Source organism: Candidatus Nitrotoga sp. AM1P, from assembly GCF_013168275.1.
Taxonomy (GTDB): Bacteria; Pseudomonadota; Gammaproteobacteria; order Burkholderiales; family Gallionellaceae; genus Nitrotoga.
In genome coordinates this window covers 1228681-1254010 of the sequence record NZ_AP019547.1, presented here as the reverse complement: position 1 = coordinate 1254010, position 25330 = coordinate 1228681, and the positions used below count along the sequence as shown (strand labels likewise).

18 protein-coding genes and 2 tRNA genes are annotated in these 25330 nt (G+C 49.8%); 14 read left to right on the top strand and 6 right to left on the bottom strand.

The genetic code is table 11. From position 1 onward, the window contains the following. The first annotated feature begins 15 nt into the window (after positions 1–15). The 4 genes from W01_RS05565 to W01_RS05550 all read left to right on the top strand — a co-directional run bounded on the left by W01_RS05565 (position 16) and on the right by W01_RS05550 (position 3389). Positions 16–91, top strand: a tRNA-Val gene (locus W01_RS05565). A 14-nt stretch (positions 92–105) separates the two neighbouring features. Continuing rightward, positions 106–182: transfer RNA gene (locus W01_RS05560), tRNA-Asp, on the top strand. 66 nt (positions 183–248) lie between these two features. Further along, entirely contained in the window at positions 249–2138 is a 1890-nt protein-coding gene (locus W01_RS05555; RefSeq protein ID WP_173052810.1) for a SurA N-terminal domain-containing protein, read from the top strand. Positions 2139–2849: 711 nt separating this feature from the next. Then, the gene (locus W01_RS05550) at positions 2850–3389 is read left to right on the top strand and encodes a Slp family lipoprotein (RefSeq protein ID WP_173052808.1); all 540 of its coding nucleotides are present in this window, start codon (positions 2850–2852) and stop codon (positions 3387–3389) included. A gap of 141 nt (positions 3390–3530) precedes the next feature. Here the strand turns inward: W01_RS05550 and alaS are convergent, their stop codons facing one another. The 4 genes from alaS to W01_RS14140 form a co-directional block, all read right to left on the bottom strand. Next, positions 3531–6224, bottom strand: a complete 2694-nt coding sequence (gene alaS / locus W01_RS05545; protein WP_173052806.1) for an alanine--tRNA ligase — start codon at positions 6222–6224, stop codon at positions 3531–3533. A gap of 325 nt (positions 6225–6549) precedes the next feature. After that, positions 6550–8994 (bottom strand): EAL domain-containing protein, encoded by a 2445-nt coding sequence (locus tag W01_RS05540; protein ID WP_173052804.1) that lies wholly within the window; start codon positions 8992–8994, stop codon positions 6550–6552. After that, complete coding sequence (locus W01_RS05535; RefSeq protein ID WP_173052802.1) at positions 8991–9443, bottom strand: response regulator; 453 nt, start codon at positions 9441–9443, stop codon at positions 8991–8993. Before W01_RS05535 ends, W01_RS05540 begins: the two co-directional genes overlap by 4 nt. Positions 9444–9508: 65 nt before the next feature. Beyond that, positions 9509–11005, bottom strand: coding sequence for an ATP-binding protein (locus W01_RS14140; RefSeq protein WP_242007046.1), 1497 nt, complete (start codon positions 11003–11005; stop codon positions 9509–9511). A gap of 947 nt (positions 11006–11952) precedes the next feature. On the opposite strand from W01_RS14140, the gene W01_RS05525 reads away from it, so the two are divergent. The 10 genes from W01_RS05525 to W01_RS05480 all read left to right on the top strand — a co-directional run bounded on the left by W01_RS05525 (position 11953) and on the right by W01_RS05480 (position 23445). Beyond that, positions 11953–13926: a TonB-dependent receptor plug domain-containing protein gene (locus W01_RS05525; RefSeq protein WP_173052800.1), complete on the top strand. Its 1974-nt coding sequence runs from the start codon at positions 11953–11955 to the stop codon at positions 13924–13926. 16 nt (positions 13927–13942) lie between these two features. Then, the gene (locus W01_RS05520; protein ID WP_173052798.1) at positions 13943–14476 is read left to right on the top strand and encodes a molybdopterin-dependent oxidoreductase; all 534 of its coding nucleotides are present in this window, start codon (positions 13943–13945) and stop codon (positions 14474–14476) included. Between the two features lie 207 nt (positions 14477–14683). Beyond that, a complete protein-coding gene (locus W01_RS05515) occupies positions 14684–16963 on the top strand; it encodes a TonB-dependent receptor (RefSeq protein ID WP_173052796.1) in 2280 nt (759 codons plus the stop codon). A 31-nt stretch (positions 16964–16994) separates the two neighbouring features. After that, positions 16995–18044: a FecCD family ABC transporter permease gene (locus W01_RS05510; RefSeq protein ID WP_198421359.1), complete on the top strand. Its 1050-nt coding sequence runs from the start codon at positions 16995–16997 to the stop codon at positions 18042–18044. Continuing rightward, complete coding sequence (locus tag W01_RS05505) at positions 18035–19150, top strand: ABC transporter substrate-binding protein (protein WP_173052794.1); 1116 nt, start codon at positions 18035–18037, stop codon at positions 19148–19150. The genes W01_RS05510 and W01_RS05505 overlap by 10 nt, the downstream gene beginning before the upstream one ends. A 34-nt stretch (positions 19151–19184) precedes the next feature. Beyond that, positions 19185–20246 carry a hypothetical protein gene (locus W01_RS05500; RefSeq protein WP_173052792.1) on the top strand — a complete coding sequence of 354 codons (1062 nt, stop codon included), beginning with the start codon at positions 19185–19187 and terminating at the stop codon, positions 20244–20246. A 7-nt stretch (positions 20247–20253) separates the two neighbouring features. After that, on the top strand, positions 20254–21012 hold the full coding sequence (locus W01_RS05495; protein ID WP_198421358.1) for a Rossmann-like domain-containing protein: 759 nt from the start codon (positions 20254–20256) through the stop codon (positions 21010–21012). Further along, entirely contained in the window at positions 21012–21566 is a 555-nt protein-coding gene (locus tag W01_RS05490) for an iron chelate uptake ABC transporter family permease subunit (RefSeq protein ID WP_173052790.1), read from the top strand. Before W01_RS05495 ends, W01_RS05490 begins: the two co-directional genes overlap by 1 nt. Next, positions 21557–22321 (top strand): ABC transporter ATP-binding protein, encoded by a 765-nt coding sequence (locus W01_RS05485; protein ID WP_173052788.1) that lies wholly within the window; start codon positions 21557–21559, stop codon positions 22319–22321. The genes W01_RS05490 and W01_RS05485 overlap by 10 nt, the downstream gene beginning before the upstream one ends. A gap of 44 nt (positions 22322–22365) precedes the next feature. Then, the gene (locus W01_RS05480; RefSeq protein ID WP_198421357.1) at positions 22366–23445 is read left to right on the top strand and encodes an LLM class flavin-dependent oxidoreductase; all 1080 of its coding nucleotides are present in this window, start codon (positions 22366–22368) and stop codon (positions 23443–23445) included. Positions 23446–23526: 81 nt separating this feature from the next. On the opposite strand, the gene modC is transcribed toward W01_RS05480, so the two are convergent. Continuing rightward, positions 23527–24597 carry a molybdenum ABC transporter ATP-binding protein gene (gene modC / locus W01_RS05475; RefSeq protein WP_173052786.1) on the bottom strand — a complete coding sequence of 357 codons (1071 nt, stop codon included), beginning with the start codon at positions 24595–24597 and terminating at the stop codon, positions 23527–23529. After that, on the bottom strand, positions 24594–25298 hold the full coding sequence (gene modB / locus W01_RS05470) for a molybdate ABC transporter permease subunit (protein WP_242006911.1): 705 nt from the start codon (positions 25296–25298) through the stop codon (positions 24594–24596). The genes modC and modB overlap by 4 nt, the downstream gene beginning before the upstream one ends. Between the last annotated feature and the right edge of the window lie 32 nt (positions 25299–25330).

Sequence of the window (25330 nt, the reverse complement as noted above, 5' to 3'; positions counted from 1 at the left end):
AATGTTACTTTTATTGGGTGCTTAGCTCAGCTGGTAGAGCGTCGCCCTTACAAGGCGAATGTCGGGGGTTCGAACCCCTCAGCACCCACCAGCTGTTTAGTTATTGGAGTGGTAGTTCAGTTGGTTAGAATACCGGCCTGTCACGCCGGGGGTCGCGGGTTCGAGTCCCGTCCACTCCGCCACATTAAGGCGAACGAAAGTTCGCCTTTTTTTCATTTATTGTAAATAAACTATATCGGGCGGCTATTATGTTTGATTTCGTGCATGGGAACAGACGGTTCGTACAAATCGTGTTGTTGCTCATCATTCTTACGTTTGCATTTTGGGGTGTGGATTCTTACAACAAGTCATCTCATAGTGAGGCTTTAGCTACGGTAAACGGTGAAAAAGTCAATCAAGCGGAGTTCGATCAAGCTGCGCGTCAGCAGCAGGACAGAATGCGTAAAATGATGGGTAGTAACTATGATCAAGCTATGTTTGATAAGCCCGAAATAAAACGCTCGATTCTGGAAAGCGTGGTTAGCCAACGTTTGTTAATGTCGCAGGCGCGTTCCATCGGGTTAACTGTGAGCGAGAAATATTTGGCTCAGAGTATCGCTGGCATCGAGGTGTTTCAGAAAGATGGGAAATTTGACAAGCAGCTTTACGAATCAGTATTGCGTCGTGAGAAAATGTCGCCGCTGACATTTGAGGCAAGCGTAGCACGAGAATTATATATGCGTCAGTTGATTGATGCGTATATGCGGAATGGGTATGCATCAAGTATTACTGCGGATAATTTAATACGCTTGAATGAACAACAGCGTGTTGTTGCTGTGGCAAAAATTTCTTTTGAATCATACCTAAAACAGGCGAAAGTGGATGAAGCTGCGGTGCACAGTTATTATGATATGAATCTGAAAGAGTTTCAGACGGATGAGCAGGTGCGGGTGGAGTACGTGACATTTTCAGCCGATGTATTGCAATCACAAATGGCAGTGGATGAGGGTGAAATTAAGAAATATTATGAAGAACATCAGAATGAATTTGGTTCACCCGAACAGCACCAGGCGGCGCATATTCTGATTGCGACGGCCACGCAGGCATCTGATGCAGATAAGTTGGCTGCCAAAGCCAAGGCAGAACAGGTGTTGCAGCAGGTTAAGCAGTCACCGGATAAATTTGCCGAGCTAGCTAAACAACATTCTCAGGATCCTGGCTCCGCTGCGAGCGGAGGGGATCTTGGCCAGTTTGGACCTGGTATGATGGTCAAACCTTTTGAGGAGGCCGTATTCAAGCTTAAGGTAGGGGAAATTAGCGGTTTGGTACAAACGGATTTTGGTTTTCACATTATCAAGCTGTTGGCGGTGAATCCTGCTAAAACTCCCCCGTTGATTGAAGTAAAGAGTGCTATTGCGCAAAGATTAAAATTGCAAAAAGCAAACGATAAGTTCACAGAGTTGGCAGAGAAATTTAGTAATATTGTGTATGAGCAGAGTGATACGTTAAAACCAGCTGCAGAATTGGTAAAAATGCCGCTACAGCAAAGCGGTTGGTTGAACAAAAAACAGGTTGGAGCATTGCCTTGGACGGACAAAGCATTGCAAGCTGTGTTTGCTGAGGATGTAACGAAGAAAAAGCGCAATAGCGCTGCCATAGAGATCGCACCCAATACCTTGTTCGCGGCACGGTTGCTGGAATATAAGCCAGTTAGCACTCGCTCGTTGAAGGAAGTGAGTGAGGGTATTCGTCAGAAATTACTGCGTAAGCAAGCGTTAGAGTCTGCGGTCAAAGAGGGCCAACTGGTGTTGGCGCAGTTGCAACGTGGCGAGAAGGTTAACGTGGGATGGTCAGTGCCGACTATTATTACGCGCGAACAACATGCTGAGCTTGATAATAGTCTGGCTCGTCAAGTGTTCCAAGCAAACGTGGCTATTTTTCCGGCATATGTGGGCATCGAAAATGCACAGAATGGTTATGAACTGGTTCGTATCGATGCAATCAAAGAAGTTACTTCCATTAACGAGACCAAGCATGCCGGTTATATGCAACAACTGCGTCAAATAACTGGTGATGAAATGTTCCAAGCATATCTTGCGGATGCCAAAAAACACGCTGACATTACCATGAAATCTTTTTCTGCAGATGAAAATAAATAATCTGCTTCTCAACGTACTAAGAGCATTGCAGAATATGCTGATATATTATAATGAATGCATTATTCCTGAATGATAGGCGCATCAATATAATCAATTGTTACGGTTGAAGCTCGACGGATCCCTAATTTTACTGTAATGGTGAAGGCATTAGCTCTTGCATTGCCGAAAAAGCTTGGCATACGTCGTTTAGCGGGGGTAACAGTGAATCCCCATTCATGCCAGAGCCGTCAAAATAATTTTTCCGCCCACCCCCATAAAGCTACACAGGAACTCAAGCAGGAGTCTAACCTCTCGCATTCAGAGGGCCGGGGCAGGTAGGACTTTCAATCATTATGTCACTCTGTGTTGTGCGGCCACGGCTTCCTCGTTGCACAACGCCTCAACCATAATGGCTTCAGAACAACCGTGATCGACCAGAAACGTCTTCTTTATCCGAAGATTCATTCCTTGCGCTAGCCAAACAAGCACCGTGGCATGTGCCGGACTTTATCCATCGCTGCGATTTCTCATCGCGCTAGCTACCACCGGTGCGCTTCAGTTATGTTTTTTGCTGCGGAGGGTGGCTGGGTAGATATGTCTAATGGCACAGTAATGCTAGACACTTAATTTGATTTATGTTAAACAATTTATGCATTATCTGAAGCGCTGTGCAACTTGGCTAGTAGGTGTCAATACTATTAAAAAAAACTTATAAAACTTAAGGAGGCTTCCATGAATCGCTGGATTTTTCTTTTTTTGCTACCAATTGCAGTTGCTGGTTGTGCTACCGTTCCAAAGCCGCTGGCAGTCGGTTCATTTGCTGAAGTTACGCCAAGTGCAGCTCAAAACGATAATTTTGTAGGTCAGCGTGTACGTTGGGGGGGCAGTATTGCAAACACGGAACCAGGCAAGAATGAGACATGTTTTGAGATAGTAAGTCACCCATTGGACAGTAATGCAAGACCTCTGGAAACTGATATGACTTGGGGGCGCTTCATTGCCTGCGCCCCCGACTTTTACGATCCGGAAGTGTATGCAAAAGGCCGTGAGGTGACAATAATTGGCAATATTCAAGGTATTACCGTGCGTAAGCTAGGTGAATACGAATATCATTATCCTCAAATCAACGCCGAAACAGTCTACTTATGGCCGAAGCTCATTCCCTATTCATATTATGGATCCCAATATCCTTACTATAATAGTTATTATGGGCCATACTGGTATAACCCTTGGGGTCCATGGCGAGGTCGGTTTGGAAGTCCTTACTGGTAGTAAGAAATATGATGCTAAGCACGAACGTGTATGTATTTCGGAGATCAATATTTCAGTTAGATAAAGGAAGTCGTTCCAGCAGGGATATTGCATAGGGATAACAGGCAAAAAATTGCCCATCCCTGCTTGGATTTGATTTTGTTATAGCTTTCTCTTTACCCAAGCTGATACAGATGCAAGTGCTGTGGCCAGAGATTCTGGTTGAGTACCCCCTGCTTGAGCCATATCCGCGCGGCCACCACCTTTCCCGCCTACCTGCTGCGCCACCGCATTAACCAATTCCCCCGCTTTTACTTTGTCGATAATATCAGCGGTCACACCCGCGATGAGCATAATTTTTCCATCAGCTACGGCAGCTAATACGATGGCCGCCGATTTAAGCTTGTCTTTTAGTTTGTCTAATGTCTCACGTAATGTCTTAATATCCGCACCTTCCAAAAGTGCAGCTACTACCTTAACACCGTTAATTTCTATAGCCTGACTTGCCAAATCTTCACCTTGTGAAGAAGCTAATTTAGATTTTAAGGTTGCAAGTTCCTTTTCAACCGTCTTGATCGTCTCTTGCATTAGCGCAACACGTTGGGTTAGTTCGTGCGGCTGTACCTTAAGTGTGGCGGCGACTTCATGTACTTTTGCATCCAGCTGTTGTACCCAGTTCAGCGCGCCCTCCCCGGTGATTGCCTCAACACGGCGGATGCCAGCCGCCACACCGCTTTCCAGTACAATCTTGAATAAACCAATGTCACCGGTGCGCTGAACATGCGTACCACCGCATAATTCAGTGGAAAATTCGCCCATGCCTAACACGCGTACTTCATCACCATATTTTTCACCGAACAATGCCATTGCACCAGATTTTAGTGCATCGTCATAAGTCATCACCTGCGCGCTCACCGCAGCATTCGCCTGTATGGCATGGTTCACACGATTTTCCACTTCGCGGATTTGTGTATCGGTCATCGGTGCGTTGTGGCTGAAGTCAAAGCGTGTTTTGGTCTGATCTACCAGCGAACCCTTCTGTTGCACATGCGCACCCAATACATCACGTAGCACCCGGTGCATCAGGTGTGTGACTGAGTGGTTACGGATGGTGCGCGCGCGCGCAGCTTTATCGACAATAGCTTCGACCGAGTCGCCCACCTTGATAAAACCACTCTTTACTTGTCCGTGGTGACCAAACACATCGGGTTGAATTTTCTGTGTATCTTCTACAACAAAAAGCGTTGGATTATTGGAGGATATTTGCAGAACGCCTACGTCACCCACCTGCCCGCCAGATTCCGCATAGAACGGCGTATTGTCTAGCACCACAATACCGGTATCAGAAGCGGAAAGCTCTTGCACAGCCACGCCATCCTTGTACAACGCCACGACCGTGCCCTGCGTAACCAGTTTTTCGTACCCGTGGAATTGCGTTTTCACGCCCTCATATTCCAGCCCTGCACCTATCTTGAACTTTCCCGCCGCGCGCGCCTGTTCGCGCTGACGTGTCATGGCATCATTAAAACCAACTTCATCAACAATGACACCATGCTCACGACATACATCCTGTGTCAGGTCGAGCGGAAAGCCGTAGGTGTCGTGCAAAGTAAAAGCAATATGTCCCACAAGGATTTTTGATTGAAGCAACTTGCCTTCCTCTCGACCCTTTCCCTTGCTCAATCCAACATCAAAACCAAGGCCATCCGTTACGATTTTATCGAGTGCTACTTCAAGCATTTTCATACCATGCTCAATAGTCTCAAAAAAACGTTCTTCCTCGATACGCAGTACCTCAGTTACCCGCGCTTGCGCTGCGACTAACTCGGGATACGCCCCGCCCATTTCTCGGGCAAGATCAACTGTTATTTTATGGAAAAATGCTGCGCGACAACCCAGTTTATAACCATGTCGGATGGCACGGCGGATAATGCGGCGCAGCACATAGCCGCGCCCTTCATTGCCGGGAATTACCCCATCCACGATTAAAAAGGAACAAGCACGAATATGGTCAGCGATTACCTTGAGCGAGTTGTTGGTAAGGTCGCTAGTGTTTGTTTCGCGCGCCGCCGCGCAGATAAGGTTTTGGAACAAATCAATATCGTAATTGGAATGTACGTGTTGCAATACTGCCGCGATGCGCTCCAATCCCATGCCAGTATCCACCGATGGCTTGGGCAACGGATGCAGCACACCGTTTTCATCGCGGTTGTATTGCATGAATACCAAGTTCCAGATTTCAATATAGCGATCACCATCGGCCTCCGCACTGCCCGGAGGGCCGCCCCAAACATCAGGCCCATGGTCGTAAAAAATTTCCGAACATGGGCCGCATGGACCGGTATCTGCCATCTGCCAGAAATTATCGGAGACATAGCGCTTACCATGATTGTCACCGATACGCACAATGCGCTCGACGGGTACGCCCACTTCATTCGACCAGATGTCAAAAGCCTCATCATCCTCGGCGTAAACGGTTACCCATAGCTTGTCAGCTGGCAGCTTATAAACCTCAGTGAGCAATTCCCATGCATATTTAATGGCACTCTGTTTAAAATAATCCCCAAAGCTGAAATTACCCAACATCTCGAAGAATGTATGGTGCCGCGCGGTATAACCCACGTTCTCCAGGTCGTTGTGTTTACCACCTGCACGCACACAGCGCTGCGAAGACGTAGCGCGTACATACGGACGCTTGTCGTGGCCGAGGAAGCAATCTTTAAACTGCACCATACCGGAATTGGTGAACAACAACGTAGGGTCATTGCCTGGCACCAATGGGCTGGAAGGCACGATAGTGTGCTCTTTGGAGGCAAAATAATCCAAAAATTTCAGACGGATTTCGCTGCTGTTCATCTGTTCACCAATCTTAAAAAAGTAATTATTCTTATGTTTCATTAAGGTGTGAATAATACCATTCGACCCTACCAGGCTGCACCTCCCATTTCTTATGACAGGCAGCTGGAGCTAAGTGACGAAATAATTGTAGAGGAATTTAAATAATGGAGCTGGTCTAAGCATTGAGTGTTTCTTAAGGACAGAGTCTGAAATTTGCGAACTGCACCATACGTTTTTTCTTGCCAAGCTTTGATGTTCCTGAGTAACGAGGAAGAATAATTGATATTGAAGGGTTAGTTTATGACGACTGGCGAAAGACCTACTTTCAGGAAAACTACTACATCTAAAGCTTACATAACCCACTACCTGAAGAGAGAAGCTTGGTGAATTCTTCAGCGCTTACCGGTTGACTGAAGTAATAACCCTGTATTTCATCACATCCCTGCTGTTTCAGAAAAGCCAATTGTTCGGCGGTTTCCACCCCTTCAGCGATAACCTTTAGCTTGAGACTGTGAGCCATTGAAATAATGGTGCTTATAATTACCGCATCATCCGTATCTGTCGTCAAATCGCGCACAAACGATTGATCAATCTTAAACTTATCAATTGGAAAGCGCTTGAGATAGCTTAAACTGGAATAGCCCGTACCAAAATCATCTACCGACAGCTTTAGCCCCATCGCTTTCATATCCTCCAGCAACAAAATTGCGGCTTCCGCATCCTGCATGACGACACTCTCGGTAATTTCAAGCTCCAGGCCAGACGGGGTCAGGCCGCTTTCACTAAGAATCGCCTTAATTATTTCGCCTAGATTTTTCTGGCGGAATTGCACTGACGAAATATTTACCGCCATGGTAATTTTCATTAATCCCAGCTTGCGCCACGCCTGGTTCTGGCGACAGGCCTCGCGCAATACCCATTCACCAATTGGAGGGATCAGACCATTTTCTTCCGCGATGGGGATGAACTGCGCTGGCAAAACTTTTCCATATAGGGGGTTATCCCAGCGAACCAGCGCTTCTGCACCGATGATGTGACCGCTTTTCAAATCCACTTGTGGTTGGTAAAGCAGGAATAATTCGTTCCGTTCCAGGGCGTGACTCAACTTATTCTTGATCAACATCCGTTCAAGTGTACGTCGGTTCATCTCACGGGTGAAAAATTGGTAATTATTACGCCCATTCCCCTTAGCCTGGTACATCGCGGCGTCAGCATGTGCTATCAGAGATTCACTGTCGACCCCATCTTCCGGGAACACGCTGATGCCGATACTGGTAGTCACCTCAATTTCGTTGTCATCGATCACACAAGGGCCGGCAATGGATGCCAGGAGCTTTAGAGCAATCATTGCAATGTCATCTGCATTTTCAATATACGGCAACATGATGGCAAATTCATCGCCGCCTAGCCGACTGACCGTATCACTCGTGCGTGCAACACTGTTGATGCGATCGGCGACAACCTGTAACAGTTTGTCGCCAGTGAGGTGACCCAATGTGTCGTTTATAGCCTTGAAGCGATCCAGATCAAGGAACATAACGGCCACCTTGCGCTGTTCGCGTTCAGCATGAGCAATCGCCTGTGTTAGGCGATCATGCAGCATCATGCGATTAGGCAGGCCGGTAAGAAAATCGTGCTGCGCAATGTAGACCATGCGTTCTTCTGCCGCCTTGCGCTCGCTGATATCGGAAACCACTGCAATATGGTGACTAAATTCGCCACGCTCGTCCTTCATCGTACTGATGCTCAACCATTCAACGTAACTCTCTCCGTTTTTACGGCGGTCTGTTATTTCGCCCTGCCAACGGCCAGTTTTTTTGATACTTTGCCACATCTTGTCGTAAAACGCTTTGTCCATCAATCCGGAATGAAGAATCCGTGGGTTCTTGCCAATTGCTTCAGTAGCGCTGTAACCGGTAATGACGGAAAAAGCCGGATTGACTAACATAATATTGTTACTTGCATCTGTCACTACTACGCCTTCATTGATGGTGTCGAATATGCGCGCGAACAATCGGAGCCGTTCCGTCGCCTCTTTTCGTTTGGTAATATCCTCGATCACCTCAATAAAATAATCCGGCTCACCAGTGGAAGTGCGAGTAAGCGACCATGTAAGATTGACCCACACCAGTGAACGATCCTTGCGCGTATAGCGCATTTCCTTGGTCGAGCTGGGGACATCGCCGGCCAGTAATTGTTGCATACTGTTCAACTCGTCCGGTATATCGTCGGGATAAGTGATGCTCGGACGATCGTGTGTCAGAAGTTCTTCTTCAGAATAACCAGTGATGATGCATAGCTTGTTGTTGACGCGCAGCCAGCGTCCATCCAGTCCGACATGTGCGATGCCAACCGCGGCTTGTTCGAACGTCGCGCGGAAGCGCTGCTCGGATTGAAAATGGGTGCGTCGTGCTTGCGCCGCCTGCAACTCGCGCTCGATGGCGGGAATCAGACGTTTCAAATTACTCTTCAGCAGATAGTCATGCGCCCCTGCCTTGATCGCCGCCACTGCCAAGTCTTCACCGATAGCACCGGAAACAATAATAAACGGCAAGTCACGTCCACTTTGCTGCACAATTTGTAACGCAGCGAATGAATCAAAGCCCGGCATAGAGTGGTCTGAAAGCACCAAGTCCCATTCACCCTGTTTCAGGGTCCGACTCAGGCCCTCAGCGCTATCTACTCGCACATGAATGAGTTCATAGGTTTGCTGTAAATATCGCGTCAATAGCAGTGCATCATCTTCCGAGTCTTCAATGATCAGCGTACGTAGTGTTGGTTTGTTCATTTTGCGCGTCTACTTCTTGGAGGCGTTTGGTTGATTACCAGCCAATATATCCCGAGGTTGCGCACTGCCTCAGTGAATTGATCGAAATCCACTGGCTTAAGGATATAGCTATTGAGACCGAGTTTGTAGCCCGTTATCAGATCATGCTCCTCGCTCGAGGAGGTGAGAATTGCCACCGGCAACAGTGCGGTTAGAGGGTCGGCACGCAGTTGCTTCAATACTTCGAGGCCATCCACTTTAGGTAACTTCAAATCAAGCAAGATGAGCGCCGGCATTGTATTCAGGTCACGCCCCGCATATTTTCCTTTTCCAAACAGATAGTCGAGTGCTTCTGCCCCATCGCGCGTCACCACTACTCCGCTGTCAATATGGTTTTGCTTGAGCGCACGCAGGGTAAGCGCTTCGTCATCGGGATTGTCCTCGACCAGCAAAATAAATTTATTACCCATGCGGTTTCCTTATTTGTTGATGATTGCTCAATTAAAGCTCATGGTGAGTGGAACATACGCTTAACTTATGGCAAAGTGAAATAAAATGTTGAACCTTTACCGGGTTCTCCTTCCGCCCATACTCGACCACCGTGGCGATGAATGATGCGCTGCACCGTAGCTAATCCGATCCCGGTACCGGGAAATTCGGTCATGGCGTGCAGCCGCTGAAACGCAGAAAAAAGTTTGCTGACGTATGCCATGTCAAATCCTGCTCCATTATCACGAACGAAGTACACAGATGCTTCGACTTGGTGAGTGACACCGATTTCGATATGTGCTTGTTCGCGTTTAGAAGTAAATTTCCACGCATTGCCCAATAGATTCTCTAACGCTACTTTCAGTAAGTGAGCGTCGCCTCGGACGGTCATTCCTGGCGTACAGACGAATTCCACGTGACGTTCGGGCTGTGCCTGTTGCAATTCGTCGGCCACCGTCTGTGCCAAAATACTTAAGTTCACCGTCTCAAAATTCATTTCACTACGTGTGACGCGCGATAGCTTAAGCATATCGTCAATCAACTGCCCCATGCGCTGGGTAGCAGCGCGTACCCGTTGCAAATAATCTTTACCCGTTTCGTCCAGGTGCGCACTATAGTCGTCGAGTAAGGCTCGGCTGAAGCCATCTATGCTGCGTAGCGGTGCGCGCAAATCATGCGACACCGAATAGCTGAATGCCTCCAACTCTTGGTTGGCCGCAGCCAGCTGGGTGGTGCGGTGCACCACTTGATCTTCCAGATCAACTGACACGCGTCGCAAGCGCGTGATTACCAGTGCAAGCCCCCCCAACCCCAGCGCCAGCAGTGTGCCAAAGAGAATAAAGACGTCGCGCAGATCGGCTCGACTTTGCGCCACTACACGGTCTAATGGTCGAACAATCTCTAGCACACCGCGCACATCCCCTACTTTCCAGTCATGCTTAGGGCTGTCTGGGCGTGCATTGTGGCAGCTTATACATTCCGCGTGCATGACATCCGCCGTCGCGTAACGTAGCGATGCGCGTCCCTGAAAATCTTCAAAACGGTAGTAGGGCTGTTGAGGATTCGCCTGCAACGCAGCCAAAGCCTGCTGCTCAAAATCATCACGCGCACCGCCATCCTTGCGCCAGGGAAAGGGATAATTGCTATATAAACGCACCACCATGCCAGAACCGAGCAAGCTAATCCTTCTGCCAAGTTCCATACTGAAGGTGGCAGGTAAGGGGATCGCTCCTGGTTTATCCAAGTAATCGTGGGTCACTTCAATGTTGTGGTCACCCAAGCGATCCACAACTTCAGATGTATACAAATTGCGCAATTCCATTAGAGACTCTGCATGCATGGTAATGCCCTGCAGTGCGGCGGATTGCATCAGGGTAGTAGTAGCGTGAGATAGATACCACAAAGCGAGCAGTGTCCCGCTACAAAAGATAAGACTCAGTACCAGAATAGTGTGTTTATAGAGCGGGAGCAGGCACGCTGCCCAAAGTCTTTTCAATCGTTGACGCAAGTCGGTTGAAATTACTGATAAGTTTGCTGATCGCATGGCGCATTCCCCTTCAGACATACAGCCAGTATTAATTATATAAATTAAAGATAGTATTGCGGAGCTGGGTCCTATCAACTTCACGCTTGCGCCAAATGAACGGTGATGTATTTATATAGTATACGGCCGTGAAATCTTTAATGGCTTGCGCAAGCTTGTCGATACTCTTAAAACCTATTTCCTCGAAGTATTTCGCGCTGCAAAATTAAAAATCATATTTTAATCTGATTGAGCCAATTTACTGACGCGGGCATAAAGTAAAGTGTCACGTTGGGGTGAGCGGCGAGCTAGTCGGCATTCCCTTTATGGGTTGATAGATTATCCGAAAATAATATTAATCTCGCGTTCTTTTGCTTCTTCTGCAATCCTATCGTCAAGCAATGTCTGGAAATCTATGTGCTTCTTTGTCGTAGTAATTTGCCGTTACTGGTGTGGATAGAACCATAGGCTCGCAGAAGTGTACGGCAGTTTTGCTAAGATAAATAATAATATATTGATTTTTAATGGGGAATAGTATGTTTAGGTGTGTGCAGCGTTACCCTTCAACATCCGGCGAAAACTCTTTCGTGTTTTGATCAGTTTCTCGGCGTAGTGTTTTGCGAACACTTGTTTTCATGTCAACTCTACTTGTCTTTTGACAATTTTTACTTTGTGTAAAAACTTAGTCGTTTCGTTTGTTTTCGTTAATTTAGTCATGCCTATCGTCTCGTAATTTTTACTTTAATACAACGTTAGCTCGCCTTGTCTCAGCATAAACGGTAATCAAAGTGGTGCTTGACTTCCATATCGTTATATTTTAAATTATATAACGATATGGAAGTGGTGTTTTTTACATATCAATTATTCAGATTTAACTCGGGAAAAATATGCATAAGACAGGAATAAAAAGACGGGCATTGACCCTGATTAATCGGAACCTCAAAAAACCCTTACTTACAGTTGTTCTTATGGCTCTTGGAGGCACATCGCCGGGATGGGCGGAGCAAGCAAGCATCAAAGCAGCGCCATTTGAACTGGGCACCATCACTGTTTCTGCAACCCCCTTGCATGTCGGCGAAATCGGTGAAGATCAGGTTGCATCGGTTGTCACGCAGAAAGCAATGCGGCAATTCAACCGCGACAACGTTGGTGACGCGCTGAATCTGCTTTCCGGTGTCACATTGTCGAACAACTCCCGCAATGAAAAAATGATCTCGGTCCGAGGTTTCGATTCGCGCCAAGTTCCACTTTTCATTGACGGCATTCCGGTTTACGTCCCGTATGACGGCTATGTGGACTTTAATCGCTTTACTACCGCTGATCTTGCCGCCATCCAGCTTGCTAAAGGATTCAGTTCGGTCGCGTATGGCCCCAATGCCATCGGGGGTGCTATTAATTTGATCTCCCGTAAGCCAAAAGCCATATTTGAGGGCGATGCCTCGGTTGGTTTCGGGTCTGGCAATGAGCGGTTGGGGCAGGTCAATGTGGGTACCAACCAAGGAAAATGGTATCTGCAGGCTGGCGTATCGTACTTGGAGAGCGATTACTTTCCGCTGTCGTCCGATTTTAGGCCAACAGCCACCGAAAACGGCGGTAAAAGAAATAACTCTTACCGCAAGGATGACAAACTTTCCCTCAAGGTCGGCCTGACGCCAAACGCCAGTGACGAATATACGATCAGTTACTACAAACAGAATGGTGAAAAGGGACAGCCGGAGTCTACCGACCCCGCTGCCGCTCGCTACTGGAAGTGGCCCTACTGGAATAAGGAAAGTCTCTACTTCATTTCAAAAACCACACTGGGAAGCTCCGAAGCTTTGAAATTTCGCCTTTATCACGATAAATTTGATAATGAGGTCGACAGCTATACCGACGGCACCTACACCAAATTGAAGACTTCTGGCTCGGGAAGTGTCGCAACCGGGCGCAGTATATACAACGACCGTACCAGTGGCGGCTCGATTGAGCTGGAGTCAGTCCGCTTTCGTGCACATACCGTGCGCTTAGTCACACACTACAAGACCGATGAACATACGGAATTGGATGCCTTTGCAAGTACTACCACCATTTTCAAGGACACACTGGTGTCCTATGCGGCAGAAGACAATATCCGGATTAATCCCGCGCTGAATCTTTCCCTTGGCCTTGCTCACCATCAACTTCGGCCTGATACGGTCTTCAACCTGGGCAATCCGTATTCATTACCCAGTGCCAAATCAGCCAATAATGCGCAGGCCGGGTTGTTCTACGACTGGTCGGAAAAGGTTCGGTTCTACACTACGGTAGCGCAAAAAACGCGTTTGCCTACCCTCAAGGATCGTTATTCCCAACGCTTAGGCTCCTTTATTGAAAATCCGGGTTTGCAACCCGAACAATCCATTAATTATGAGATTGGTTACCAAGGCCAACCATGGCAAGGTGCCAAAGCTGAGGCGGCCATTTATTACAGCGATATCAGCGACAAGATTCAATCGCAATTCGTCGGACCGGTCGCTTCCAGTTGCATATCTACTGCCAAATGTCAGATGCAGAATATTGGCAGGGTACACGCATCGGGAATTGAGCTTGGATTGCGCAGCTCAGTTCTTTCCTGGATGGAATTAGGTGGCAACTACACTTATACCGATCTTAAAAATATCAGTGATCCGACGAATAAAGTCATTGATGTGCCGCGGCAGAAGCTGACTGCCAATGCAATTGCCCATCTGAATGGCTATATCGACCTCGTTGGCTTCGTCGAACACAACAGCAGTAGATGGGTATCAAACACGGTGGAACTCGCGGGATTCACCACCATGAATCTGAAAGGGGTCTACCGTCCCACCAAAAGCCTCTTTGCCGAAGTGGGCGTCAACAACCTGTCAGACAAGAATTACTCGCTCGCAAACGGGTTTCCAAATCCTGGGCGTATGTGGTTTGCCAAAGCCAGCTATCAATTTTAATTAAAAGGAAAAATCCATGATGCACTTCATTCGTAGCAGTTTCTGCCTCGCCGCTGTCCTTTTGGCCGGAAGCACCTTTGCTGCCGGTATCGTAACCGACCCATCCAAGTTCGAAACAACGAGCATTTCTGTTTTTGGCGTCGTCGAACACAAGCTCACCCTGAACGTAGACGATTTGAAGCAGTTTCCCGCTCATCAAATCAGCGAAACTCAGGTTGCCGGTCAGTTTGGAGGCAAGCCTGTAAAAATGAAAGGCGTTCTGCTCCGTGACCTTCTAGAAAAGGCAGTAGTCGTTTCACACCATCACAATGATGTCAAAAAAATGGCCATCATCGCTATCGCCAGTGATGACTATAAGGTCGTATTTTCATTGAATGAAATATTCAATTCTCCGGTCGGAGAAGGAGTCATGGTGTTCTTCGAAAAAGACGGGCAACCCTTAGCGAAAGAAGAAGGGCGTATCGCACTGATTTCTACCAAAGATATCCGCACCGGTCCGCGCCATGTCAAGTGGCTAAAAGAGATCGAGGTACGCAGGATTGTCGAATAATCGCTCCGACGAAGAGGCGCGTGGAGGTACCGGGGTCATCGACATAGGTGATGGCCCTGCGTAATAAGTTTATTGACCAGGCTTGCTCTGTCGCTTGTTGAGAATTTCTTTGTGCACCCTGTCAGCAATCTCCAGCTAATCGTTGAGCCGCCCGATCTGCCATCAAGCTTGGTGCCATTATTTATCTAAAGCATAGGAAAGTTTTAAATGCATGAATCACTTAAATGTAAACCATTACTGGCCGCACTCGCTGTTTTGTTTGCAGCCACACCAACCTTTGCCGACGATAAAGTAACACTGGATGCCGCCACCACTGACAACAAAGATGCGCCTGTTTTAAGCGAGGTTTTTGTAACTGCCCCTAAAGTCTCAGCGCTGTCACAGCCCAGCTTGCAACCTTGGACGGTCAGTAAAGTTTCACGCGAAGGTATCGCTATTCTGGGTGGACAAGTGCAGTCCAACCCATATCGCTTAACAGACCTGATGGCTTCGGTCAATACGGAATCGTCTGATGGTTACGGACTTAATCTCAGAGGCGGGCGTAATATCAATGTGCGTGGCAAGGGCGATTTCCACTTGGCACGTACTGTTGAAGGTGTGCCATTTACCGGTCTTGTTGGAAATAATGAACTTTTCGATCTGGAAAATGTAGCTGGCTTTGAATTATACCGCAGTGCCATGCCCGCTTATGCGGGCCTCGGAGTATCCAACACGACTGGTGCGATGAACATGAGTCTTCTCCGGCCCGACGAAAAAGCAGGTGCCTATGTTCGCCAAGGCTTCGGATCCTACAATTTCAACAGAACTTTCGCGCGCTTCGATAGTGGACGATTGGGCGATTCTGGCACATCGTTTTTCGCTTCCGTGTCTCACATGACAGCCGATAAGTGGAAGGGAGCGGGTGAGCCTCCCGGAAACCGCGTCAATTTTACCGCTGGCGTTGCCCAGACCTTTAGCAATGGTGCCCGAATTGAATTGTTCGCTGTAAACAACCACATTGATGGCAACGACTACCGGCCGATGAATTATACCCAAGCTCAAGTCAAGTCGAATTGGCGTAACTTCGACTTCAACAAGACGCTCACGCCGGGTAACCTCCAGCTTTGGTACGATTACAACCGGAGTGATTTTGACGATACCGCCGTTCTCGCCAAAATTTCGATGCCGGTCGGCGATAATGGTCTTGTCAGCGTTCGCCCATATTGGGGTGACAACAAAGGGTATTTCCTGTTTAACCCGAATCCCACTACTGCGCTCGTTCGCCGTTGGGATGTTGAGCATCAGCAGAAGGGTTTCATCGCGCAGTATGATCTGAAAATTTCGCCGATGCTGGATGTTTCCGCAGGCTATTGGTGGATGAATATGGAATCGCCGCCGCCGCCTGTTTACCAGAAAGATTACACCCCGCAAGCAAATGGCGGGCTAGTATTTTCAAAATGGGCAGTACTCTCGAAGCAAAGTGCCCACATGTTTAATAATCCATTCTTGCAGGTTACCCATCGCTCCAGCGCAACGACCATTTCAGGCGGTATCCGCTTGGCCCAACAAAAGCAGCCCACGTTCTCTTATTACAACACCGCTGGCCTACCCGATGTATCCTACGACCAGATTTGGACCTACAATCCGTCTCTCGATCCTTGGCAACAAGTAGCCGCCAAGACCACTCGCGAGTGGTTACCCAATCTATCACTACGCCATGAACTGCGATCAGACCTCGCACTGACATCCGCTTACAGCCGACGTATTGGGCGTGCCGATTGGGGGCCGGCAGCTTCCAACTATAATTCCAACCGCGCCGCCTACGTTGCTCAAAGAATTAGCTTGCAACAGGTATTTAACAACCTGAAGCCAGAAATTTCAGACAATATCGACATCGGTCTTCGCTATCAAGGTGAACGCTTGTCGCTGGCGCCCAACTTCTATTATTCCCTATCACATGATAAGGAAGTGAGCATTTACGACCAATTGGTTAAAGTCAGCAACTTCCAGAGCGTGGCGCGTGCCATCGCCATCGGCGTCGAACTGGAGGGCAGTTACCGCCATACGAGTAGTCTAACCAGCATATTTGCCCTTTCGTATAACAGGTTTTCTTTCGACGGAGATATCCAGTCTAAGGCTGGCGCAGTTACACCTACCGATGGCAAACAGGTACCCAATGCGCCACAAATACTCGCCAAGCTCGGCCTTGACTGGCGTTATGGGAACTGGAATGCCGCGCCAATTATGCGCTATGTCGGTAAGCGCTATGGCGATACACTTAATACACAGAAGGTCGACGACTATTTTCTCGCCGACCTGCATCTGGTTTACCATTGGCGTAATATTTCCCTCGTGCAGAATCTTGACGTAAGCATGTCGGTGCTCAATCTGTTCGATAAAAATTATATCGGTCAAATATCCGCTACCGATCTCGACCTCAACGCCAATCCCACCTATTACGCTGGTGCACCAAGAACGGTGGCGATGACGGTAAGCGCAAAATTCTAGTGTGCGAAGCGTGAGCGGGACGAGTGCCAGAATGATGGATAATAATCCCTCCATTGCCGTGACGGCGGCGCCCAGGCGTGCTCACAGCGCTACCTTGGCGTTGCTATCGTTTGCGGTCATGGTTACCGCTATTGTCTCCATGGGGCTCGGCCATTTTTCGCTTTCGTCTGCTGCAGTGCTCGACGTGCTCTGGTCGGCACTGTCGGGTGAGCCGTCCGTGCAGCCGCCGGCTGTCCATAATGTGGTACTGGCGGTGCGCTTGCCACGCGTATTGGCAGCAATGCTGGTAGGCGCCAGCCTCGCAGCAGCGGGGGTTGCTTACCAGACGCTGTTCCGCAACCCTCTCGCTTCGCCAGCCATCCTTGGTGTATCTGCCGGAGCCGGCTTTGGCGCCGCGCTTGTCATGCTGCTACACGGCGGAGCACTGGCGATGCAGGGTTCAGCCTTCGCCGGTGGCATTATCGCGGTCGGCGCGGCGATGTTTATCGCCAGTCGCTTAGGACAGGGTTCAGCGCTGGTGCTGGTGCTAGCCGGGCTGGTTGTCTCGGCACTGTTCCAGGCACTGACTTCGGCACTAAAATTTGCTGCTGATCCCACCGACATCTTGCCGGCCATTGTTTTCTGGTTGCTGGGTGGATTGAGTCGCGTCAGTATGGGTGATCTCGCTTGGGCAGCCCCTTTTGCGCTTGTTGGCATGGCCGTGCTGTTTTTGCTGCGCTGGCCGACACAGGTACTGGAAGCTGGTGACGACGAAGCGCGCACCCTCGGCGTGCCAGTAAGCACTTTGCGTGTCGCGCTGATTGCGGCGGCGACCTTGATGACGGCAGCGGCGGTGAGTATTTCTGGCGTCGTTGGTTGGATCGGGCTGCTCGTGCCTCATCTCGCCCGCCTCATTGTTGGCCCTGCTTATATCGTTCTGTTGCCCACCTCAATTCTGCTCGGTGCCGGTTATCTGCTGCTGGTAGACGATCTGTGCCGAAGCGCATTTTCGGCAGAACTGCCTCTTGGCATAGTCACTGCCATACTTGGCGCGCCTGTATTCGTCGTTGTACTGGTAAAAACGAGGCGCCAATGGTTCTGAGTGTCAAAGATCTGGTTATCCACCTCGCGTCGGGGCCTTCAGGTGGCCTGCGTCTCATTACATTGAAACAAGGAAACCTCGTGCTCAACCGAATCATGTTCTTGATCTTTGTTCTATACCTGCCATTGGTGCAGGCCGCGCCAATGCGTGTGCTGCACGACATGGCGGGCAATCCTATAACAGTTCCGGAGCGTGTCGAGCGCATTGCCACTATCGGTGCGGTGCCAGTATTGAACAGCTTGGTTTTTGCTATTGGCGAAGGCCGGAGTATCGTAAATGGCCTGCCGGAATTCGCAAAAAAACCGCGCTGGGGGTATCAGACGGTGTTCGCTCCCCATACCGCGTTGCTGGACTCACTTCAAAACCATGACCGTACGGCCAACATTGAATCCATACTGCGAGCGGCGCCCGACGCGGTACTGAGCATGGATCGGGTAAGTACCGAGGCACTACGCCGCACAGGACTGCCGGCACTCTATCTCAACTGGCGTCAGCCGGAAGATATAAAAACAGCGGTGCGTCTACTCGGTCAGCTCTATCACAAACCGGAAGCTGCCGAGCGCTATGCCAAATATTTCGATGCCATCCTTACCCAAGTTTCCCAAAGGTTACGTCATGGCGCTTCCGCAAGACCGAGTGTTCTTTTTTTTAGCCCAGCTACATTGACTCAACCCCATCTGGTTGCTGAATGGTGGATTCGTTCTGCTGGCGGCGAAAGTGTCACCAACGATAATCGTAGCGTCGAATCACGCAGCTTCACCATGGAACAACTGCTTGCCTGGGATCCGGACATCATGATTGTTTCCGGGTACGAAGAGGCCGAGGTGGTTCGACGTGAGCCACGCTTTTCTGGCCTTAAAGCAGTACGTGCCGGGAGAATTCTGGTGGCGCCCTGCGGCGCGCATACATGGGGAAACCGTACGGCTGAGCAACCGCTCACTGTCTTGTGGGCAGCCAAGCAGTTTCATTCGAAGCTGTTTGCAGACGTCGATCTGGTAGCTGAAACGCGGCGTTTTTACCACGAACTTTTTGGAATCACCATCACGCAATCCCAGGCCACTGAGATTCTTTCGGGCGGACCACGCACCCTGCAAATAGCAAAATGATTTGATTCACATCATTAACGTTAGGAGATAAAACATGAAGATGAATGCGAATAGGAAGATGGATATGGATATCAATCTGACAAGTGGCAAGGTTGATCTCAACACCCTCGAACCGCCACCGTCGGTTGCTGCCATTCGCCGCATCGGTGATGGATTCAAGGCCTTCCAGGTGCTGCGCGCAGGCTATAAGAGTGGCCTGTTCGACTGGCTGGAGCGCTACGGACCAGCAGAAAAATCAGCAATCGCTGCCTCGCTGAGGCTGCGTGGCAACCATCTCGGCGGTTTCCTGCAGGCACTTGAAGACGCCGGCTTGATAGTAAGGCAGAACGGCGCTTATGCCTTGGCGCAAGAAATGAGCGATGTCTTGTGCGCGACGAGTCCATGGTGCCAGGCGAAAGTGATCGATAATCTGTACGATTCATCCTGCGGCTGGTCTGACCTTACGGGATTCATGTCGGAAGGATGGACACCAAAGACACGTGCGAAGGCCTTGCCCTTGACGTTACATCCATTTTTAGGAGAGGCACGCCGGCTTGTTGCCTACCTGGCAACAAGCCGTGATCTCTCTCTCGTGCGTAACCTGCTTTGCTTCGATGGAGACAACGGCTTGCTCGCCGCTGCGCTCTGCCAACAATTTACGAATGTGCGCGTTACTGTAGTCGTCATGCCGGACGCTTTGGCGCATACCGAAGAAATTATCGCTACAAGCGGACTAGCTGGACGCTGCCGCGTCGTAGCGGGCACACCGCTCGATCCACCGACCGCAGAGTTATTCGATTACGCGGTTCTTTTTCACAACCTTTATTCGGTGCGCAAATTCACTGCCAATTCGCTGGCCGCTATCGCCTCTCGCCTGTTACCGGGAGGTGAACTGTGTTGCGCTCACTGGTTCTGCCTCGAAGCTTGCGAAACCGCCCCGGGTGGCATGCGCGATCTGGACAAGGGAATGCTGACCAACAGCCACCAGCTATGCCACGTCGAACAGTTCTGCAAATGTCTGGATGAGGCCGGGCTGATCAATGCCGAACGCGATGACCTGGCTGGCGAGTACGGCAATACCAAACTACATTTTGCCCATTGTCCAGCGAGCGAGTGAGGGGCGCATGATGGAAACGAGAACCAAGACCTGCTCTCTCATTGCTGAACTGCGCGCAGCCATGCTCGACCGTCTCGGGGTCGAGGCTGGCTCATTACATTTGGAACGTCCAACACTCGGTATATTTTTTACGGACACCGATTTTGATAACCCCGTCGGCGATTTGCGCGCGATACCGATAAAAAGCGTACCTGAGACGGTGTTTTGTCCGAGTTCAACCCAGCCCATGCTGAACGTCTTGGCAGAATCGCCCTGGTCGCCCGACGGCACGTCTTCCCGGGTCAATCTACACCAGGGCGATGCTTTCGACGCGCTGTTGCTGGCACCCCGCCAGCGAGTCGCGCTAGTCGGTGCCTTTCCGCTGTACATGCGTAAGTTGATCAGTAGCGGCTACCCTTTTAACGTTCTCGAACTCGATATGACTACGCTGGTATCAGAGAAACTGCCATTCGGTGTGTTAACCGAACGTGCGCCCGAGGTGATATCTCGTGTCGATGTATTCGTCACTACCGCCAGCACTCCAATCGATAGCACGCTGACCGGCCTGCTGAAGCGGTTGCGGCTGCGAGCCGAGGCGGGAGTGATCGGCCCGACGGCGACGCTGATCTTCGAGCCCTATGCACGGCGTGGCATTACTGTTGTTGGAGGCACCCGCATACTGGCGCCGGACGAGGTACTGGAAATCTTGGCCGAGGTCAGTTCCGGAGATCACTTCTTTGGCAAAACTATAAAGCGCGCTGCCTTGCGTTTGACGAAGGCAGTGTAATGTTACCAACAGAGGCATTACACAGTACTAGTGGTTTGCCACGCATGTTACCAATCGGCTGGCCGCAATTAGCTGTACAGTTACTCGGTGTCTTCCTGATGGCCGCTGTCGTCATTACTTTTGTTCTGCAAATGTCGTCGCAAGCACGTCAGACGCTGGGCCAAATTATTCAGGCCCGTCTGATCGCTCCACAATCCATGACAAATCTTTCGGAGCCGTTCAAATCGCCACACAATATGTCGAAAATGTTTCCGCCACAGAAGTCAGCACTGGTGCTGCTGGTCGCGAGCCTGACTGTAGCAATAGCAATCAGCATTGTTGGTGCGGTCAGCTTGGCCGGCTTGCTCGTGCCACACCTTGCCGGTTTTCTAGATGGATCAATGCACACTAGAGTACTGCTATCAGCCATATTGGCTAACGGTTATCTACTGCTGATTGATTATCTCTTTCGTAATGTTTTCTCTACTGAAATACCGCTGGGATTTATCCCTGTAGTGTTGGGGTTATCCGTACTTGTTACTGTTCTCATGTGGATAAAACGTCAATGGTTTTAACAGTAGAAAACTTGGTGTATCGCCGTGCCGCGGATCTGCCGCCCGTGCTGGATGGCATCAATCTTACATTGACGCCAGGAGAAATGCTTTGTCTGCTCGGCCCTAACGGCACCGGCAAAACAACTTTGTTGCGCTGTCTGATCGGAGCCCTGCGCGCCGAACGCGGTAAGGTGTGCATTGATGGCTATGTATTCAGCTCTGCACGTCAATTGGCACGCATAATGGCTTATGTGCCGCAAGCCAGTGTCGATAGTTCGTTGACACTTTTAGACATGGTTCTGATGGGGCGCACGCCGCACCTGACACCACTGGGCCTGCCCGGGCAATATGACCGACATATTGCATACTCGGCATTGGCCCGCATTGGAATTGATCACCTCGCACAACGACCCTTTAACCAAGTTAGTGGGGGTGAGCGCCAACTGGCCCTGATCGCTCGCGCGTTAGCACAGGAGCCACGCATTCTCCTGATGGATGAACCGACTGCAAGCCTTGACCTTGGCAATCAAGCACGCGTCCTATGTACTATCCGTGATCTTGCCGCAGACGGCATGGCGATACTTTTCACTACCCACCAGCCTGAACATGCATTACTTCTCGGTACGCGTGTTGTCACCATCGCAAATGGACGTATTGCTATAGCGGGTCAAGCAGCCGAAGTCCTTCGTTCCGAAATGTTGTCAGACTTGTACTGCACTGCAATTGACGTGGTAGCAATTCACGGTAAGCCGGTTGCCTGCGTACCCCGCATCTGAAATCTACAGCTCTCTTATCTTGCTTATCTAAAAGGAGATCATTTATGAAAAAAAAATCTATTACTAACTCGCAAAGTCCCGAACTCGTTAGCAAACAAGACATGGTCTTTGGACTTTCCGGTTCAGGCGCTGGATTTGAATCAAGTGCCCCGGCATTGTGGCCAGCTTTGGCTCGGCGTGCCGAGCGTCAAGGTTTCCATTCCCTCTGGCTGAATGAAGAGCATTTTCAGTCGCGGCAAAAGCGCCACGGCGGTCGTTATGTATTATCGCCGCTGGTGGCAGCGGCGGCGATGGCAGCGCGCACTCGTACCATCCGCTTAGGTTTTTCGGTATTGCTGTTACCGTTGCACCACCCGATCAGGCTAGCTGAAGAACTGGCCAGCCTGGATTGTTTGTCACGCGGCCGGGTTGATTTCGGCGTCTCTCGTGGAGGTAACGAACGGTATCTTGAGGCATTTGGGGTAGACAGGGTGAAAGCATCCAAGGATTTTCCTTCTGTACTGCAACAAGTCCTGGATTGTTGGGGAAAGCACCCAATAATGGTGGCCGGAGCGCCGCTCGACGTGCAGCCGAAACCTGTACAACAGCCACATTTACCACTGTACATCGGTAGCTACAGCGAGGAAATGGTACGCTGGACTGCCATTAACGGACATTGTTTAATCATTCACGGCATCCAGTCGGCGGCCCATGCGCGCGATAATTTGCTTTGCTTCGTTGAAGCCGGGGGCGATCCGTCAATGGTACCTTTTGGACGTTTCACTTATGTCGCCGAATCAGATGAAGCCGCTCGACGTGATTTGTTGCCGGTACTGCCGCAATTGCTGGCCAAACTGCGCATGGTGGGGCAGTCCCAACGGGCAAAAGGCGTGATTGACATGGCTAATCTCGAACCAGATTTGTTTATCAAGCATATGGTTGTGGCCGGTTCTCCAGACACTTGCCGTCAAAAAATAATCGAGTTGCGCGACAGCATAGGCATTCGTCACTTCAACTTGCTACCCGCCTTTTTTGGTTATCTGCCACCAGTGGCCCTGCATCGCTCGCTGCTTCTCTTTGCCCAGGAGATAATACCGACGCTGAACAGAAAGAAAGCCAGTAAACCTTCATTAGGCTCACATTAACGAAATTAAACCCTTCTCTAAAAGATAAAATTGAGCCCTAATTCCATTTATTTCGCTATTTTCAACATACCCGGAATACATTTACTCTGCCAACGCAACCGTCTTGATCATGGCATACACGATAAGTCCCTTGCGTAAGTCGAGTCGATCACGTGACCATGCAGTGATTTCAGCGAACAGATTTTGCCCTTCACTTAACCGTAAACCCAGCAGCACGTGCCCCTCACGAGCGGGGTCTATACGCTGCACGGTCACGGGCAATACATTCAACAGACTGGTGTTCTCCGGTTTCGTGAGCGCGATCCCAACATCCTTCGCAAGAATACGCAAACGTTGTGACTTGCCAACGCTGTCTGAATAAATAGGGGTGCTCAACCAAAAACAATCCTGGCCAACATAAAAAGACGTTAACCCATGCTCTTTCTGCCCCAGCTGGCCCTTGATAACTGACACCACACCATCATCGTGAAACAGCGGGGAATCCGACCGAGATAAGGTGTGTTTAAGCGTTTCAACGCGATCAATGCGTCCATCCCGTAGAAACACCACCCGGTTTGCAAGACGCTCTACTTCGGCGGGCGCATGGGTAACATAGACAATCGGTACATCCGCTTCTTCAACCAGGCGCTCGAGATAGGGGAGAATCTCACGCTTGGTTTGCGTGTCGAGCGCCGAAAGGGGCTCATCCATCAAGAGCAGGCGCGGACTGGTCAACAGCGCACGCCCCAACGCAACACGCTGACGCTCTCCACCGGAAAGTTTATTAATATTACGCTCAATAATATTTTCGATGCCCAACATACGAACCACTTCATCCAGATGGAGTTTACGCTCCGCAATTGGTGTGCGTTTGTAACCGTAGAGGAGATTTTCGCGTACAGACAGATGGGGTAATAAACTGGCCTCTTGAAAAACCATGGCGATCCGTCGCCGATGCAATGGAACCCAGTGGCGTCCATTCAGCCAAACTTCATGACGAAAGCTGACGCGCGCGTCGTTCGGACGCTCCAGACCGGCAATCAGTCGCAGCAATGTCGTCTTACCCGAGCCGGAACGTCCAAACAGAACGGTGACACCTTCCGCTGGCCAATCAACGTCGACATCAAAAATAAAATTTGAATGGGTAATTCGGGCACGTACCGACAAGGTCATGGTTTTACCATCTCAAAACCTCGATTAAACCGGTACACCACAAACAGCACGATAAATGCGAAGATCAATAGCATCAGACTCAGTCTTCCCGCAGCGGCATACTGCATGCCCTCAGTATAGCCATAGATTGTGGTTGATAAGACGTGGGTCACGCCCGGAATATTGCCGCCCACCATCAGGATGACCCCGAACTCGCCCATGGTGTGAGCGAAAGTGAGCGTCATGGCGACGATAAAGCCCCCTTTGGTCATCGGTAAAATGACGCTAATGAAACGATCTATTAGACCAGCCCCCAGCGAAGCCGCCACCTCGATCGGGCGTCGCCCCAGATTAGTGAAGGCTTGCTGCAAGGGTTGTACGGCAAATGGCATGGAATACAATATTGAGCCGATCAATATGCCCTCAAAAGTAAAGGCAAGATGATGGAGCCCCATATCCTCTAACGCTCCGCCGATGAAGCCGCGCGGGCCAAGCGTGATCAAGAGATAAAATCCAAGCACGGTGGGTGGTAATACCAGCGGCAAGGCAACCACAGCCTGCACGGCGGTTCGATAGGTAGAACGCCCGCTAGCCAACCACCACGCAATCGGTGTGGCAATCACCATTAAAATTAAGGTGGTGTATAGACAAAGCCGGAGCGTAAGCCAGATTGCCGTCCAATCCTCTGCACTCAAACTCAAGCTTTGTCTTAAGTATTCCAATATCAATACTCCAACATCCATTTTCCAATCTG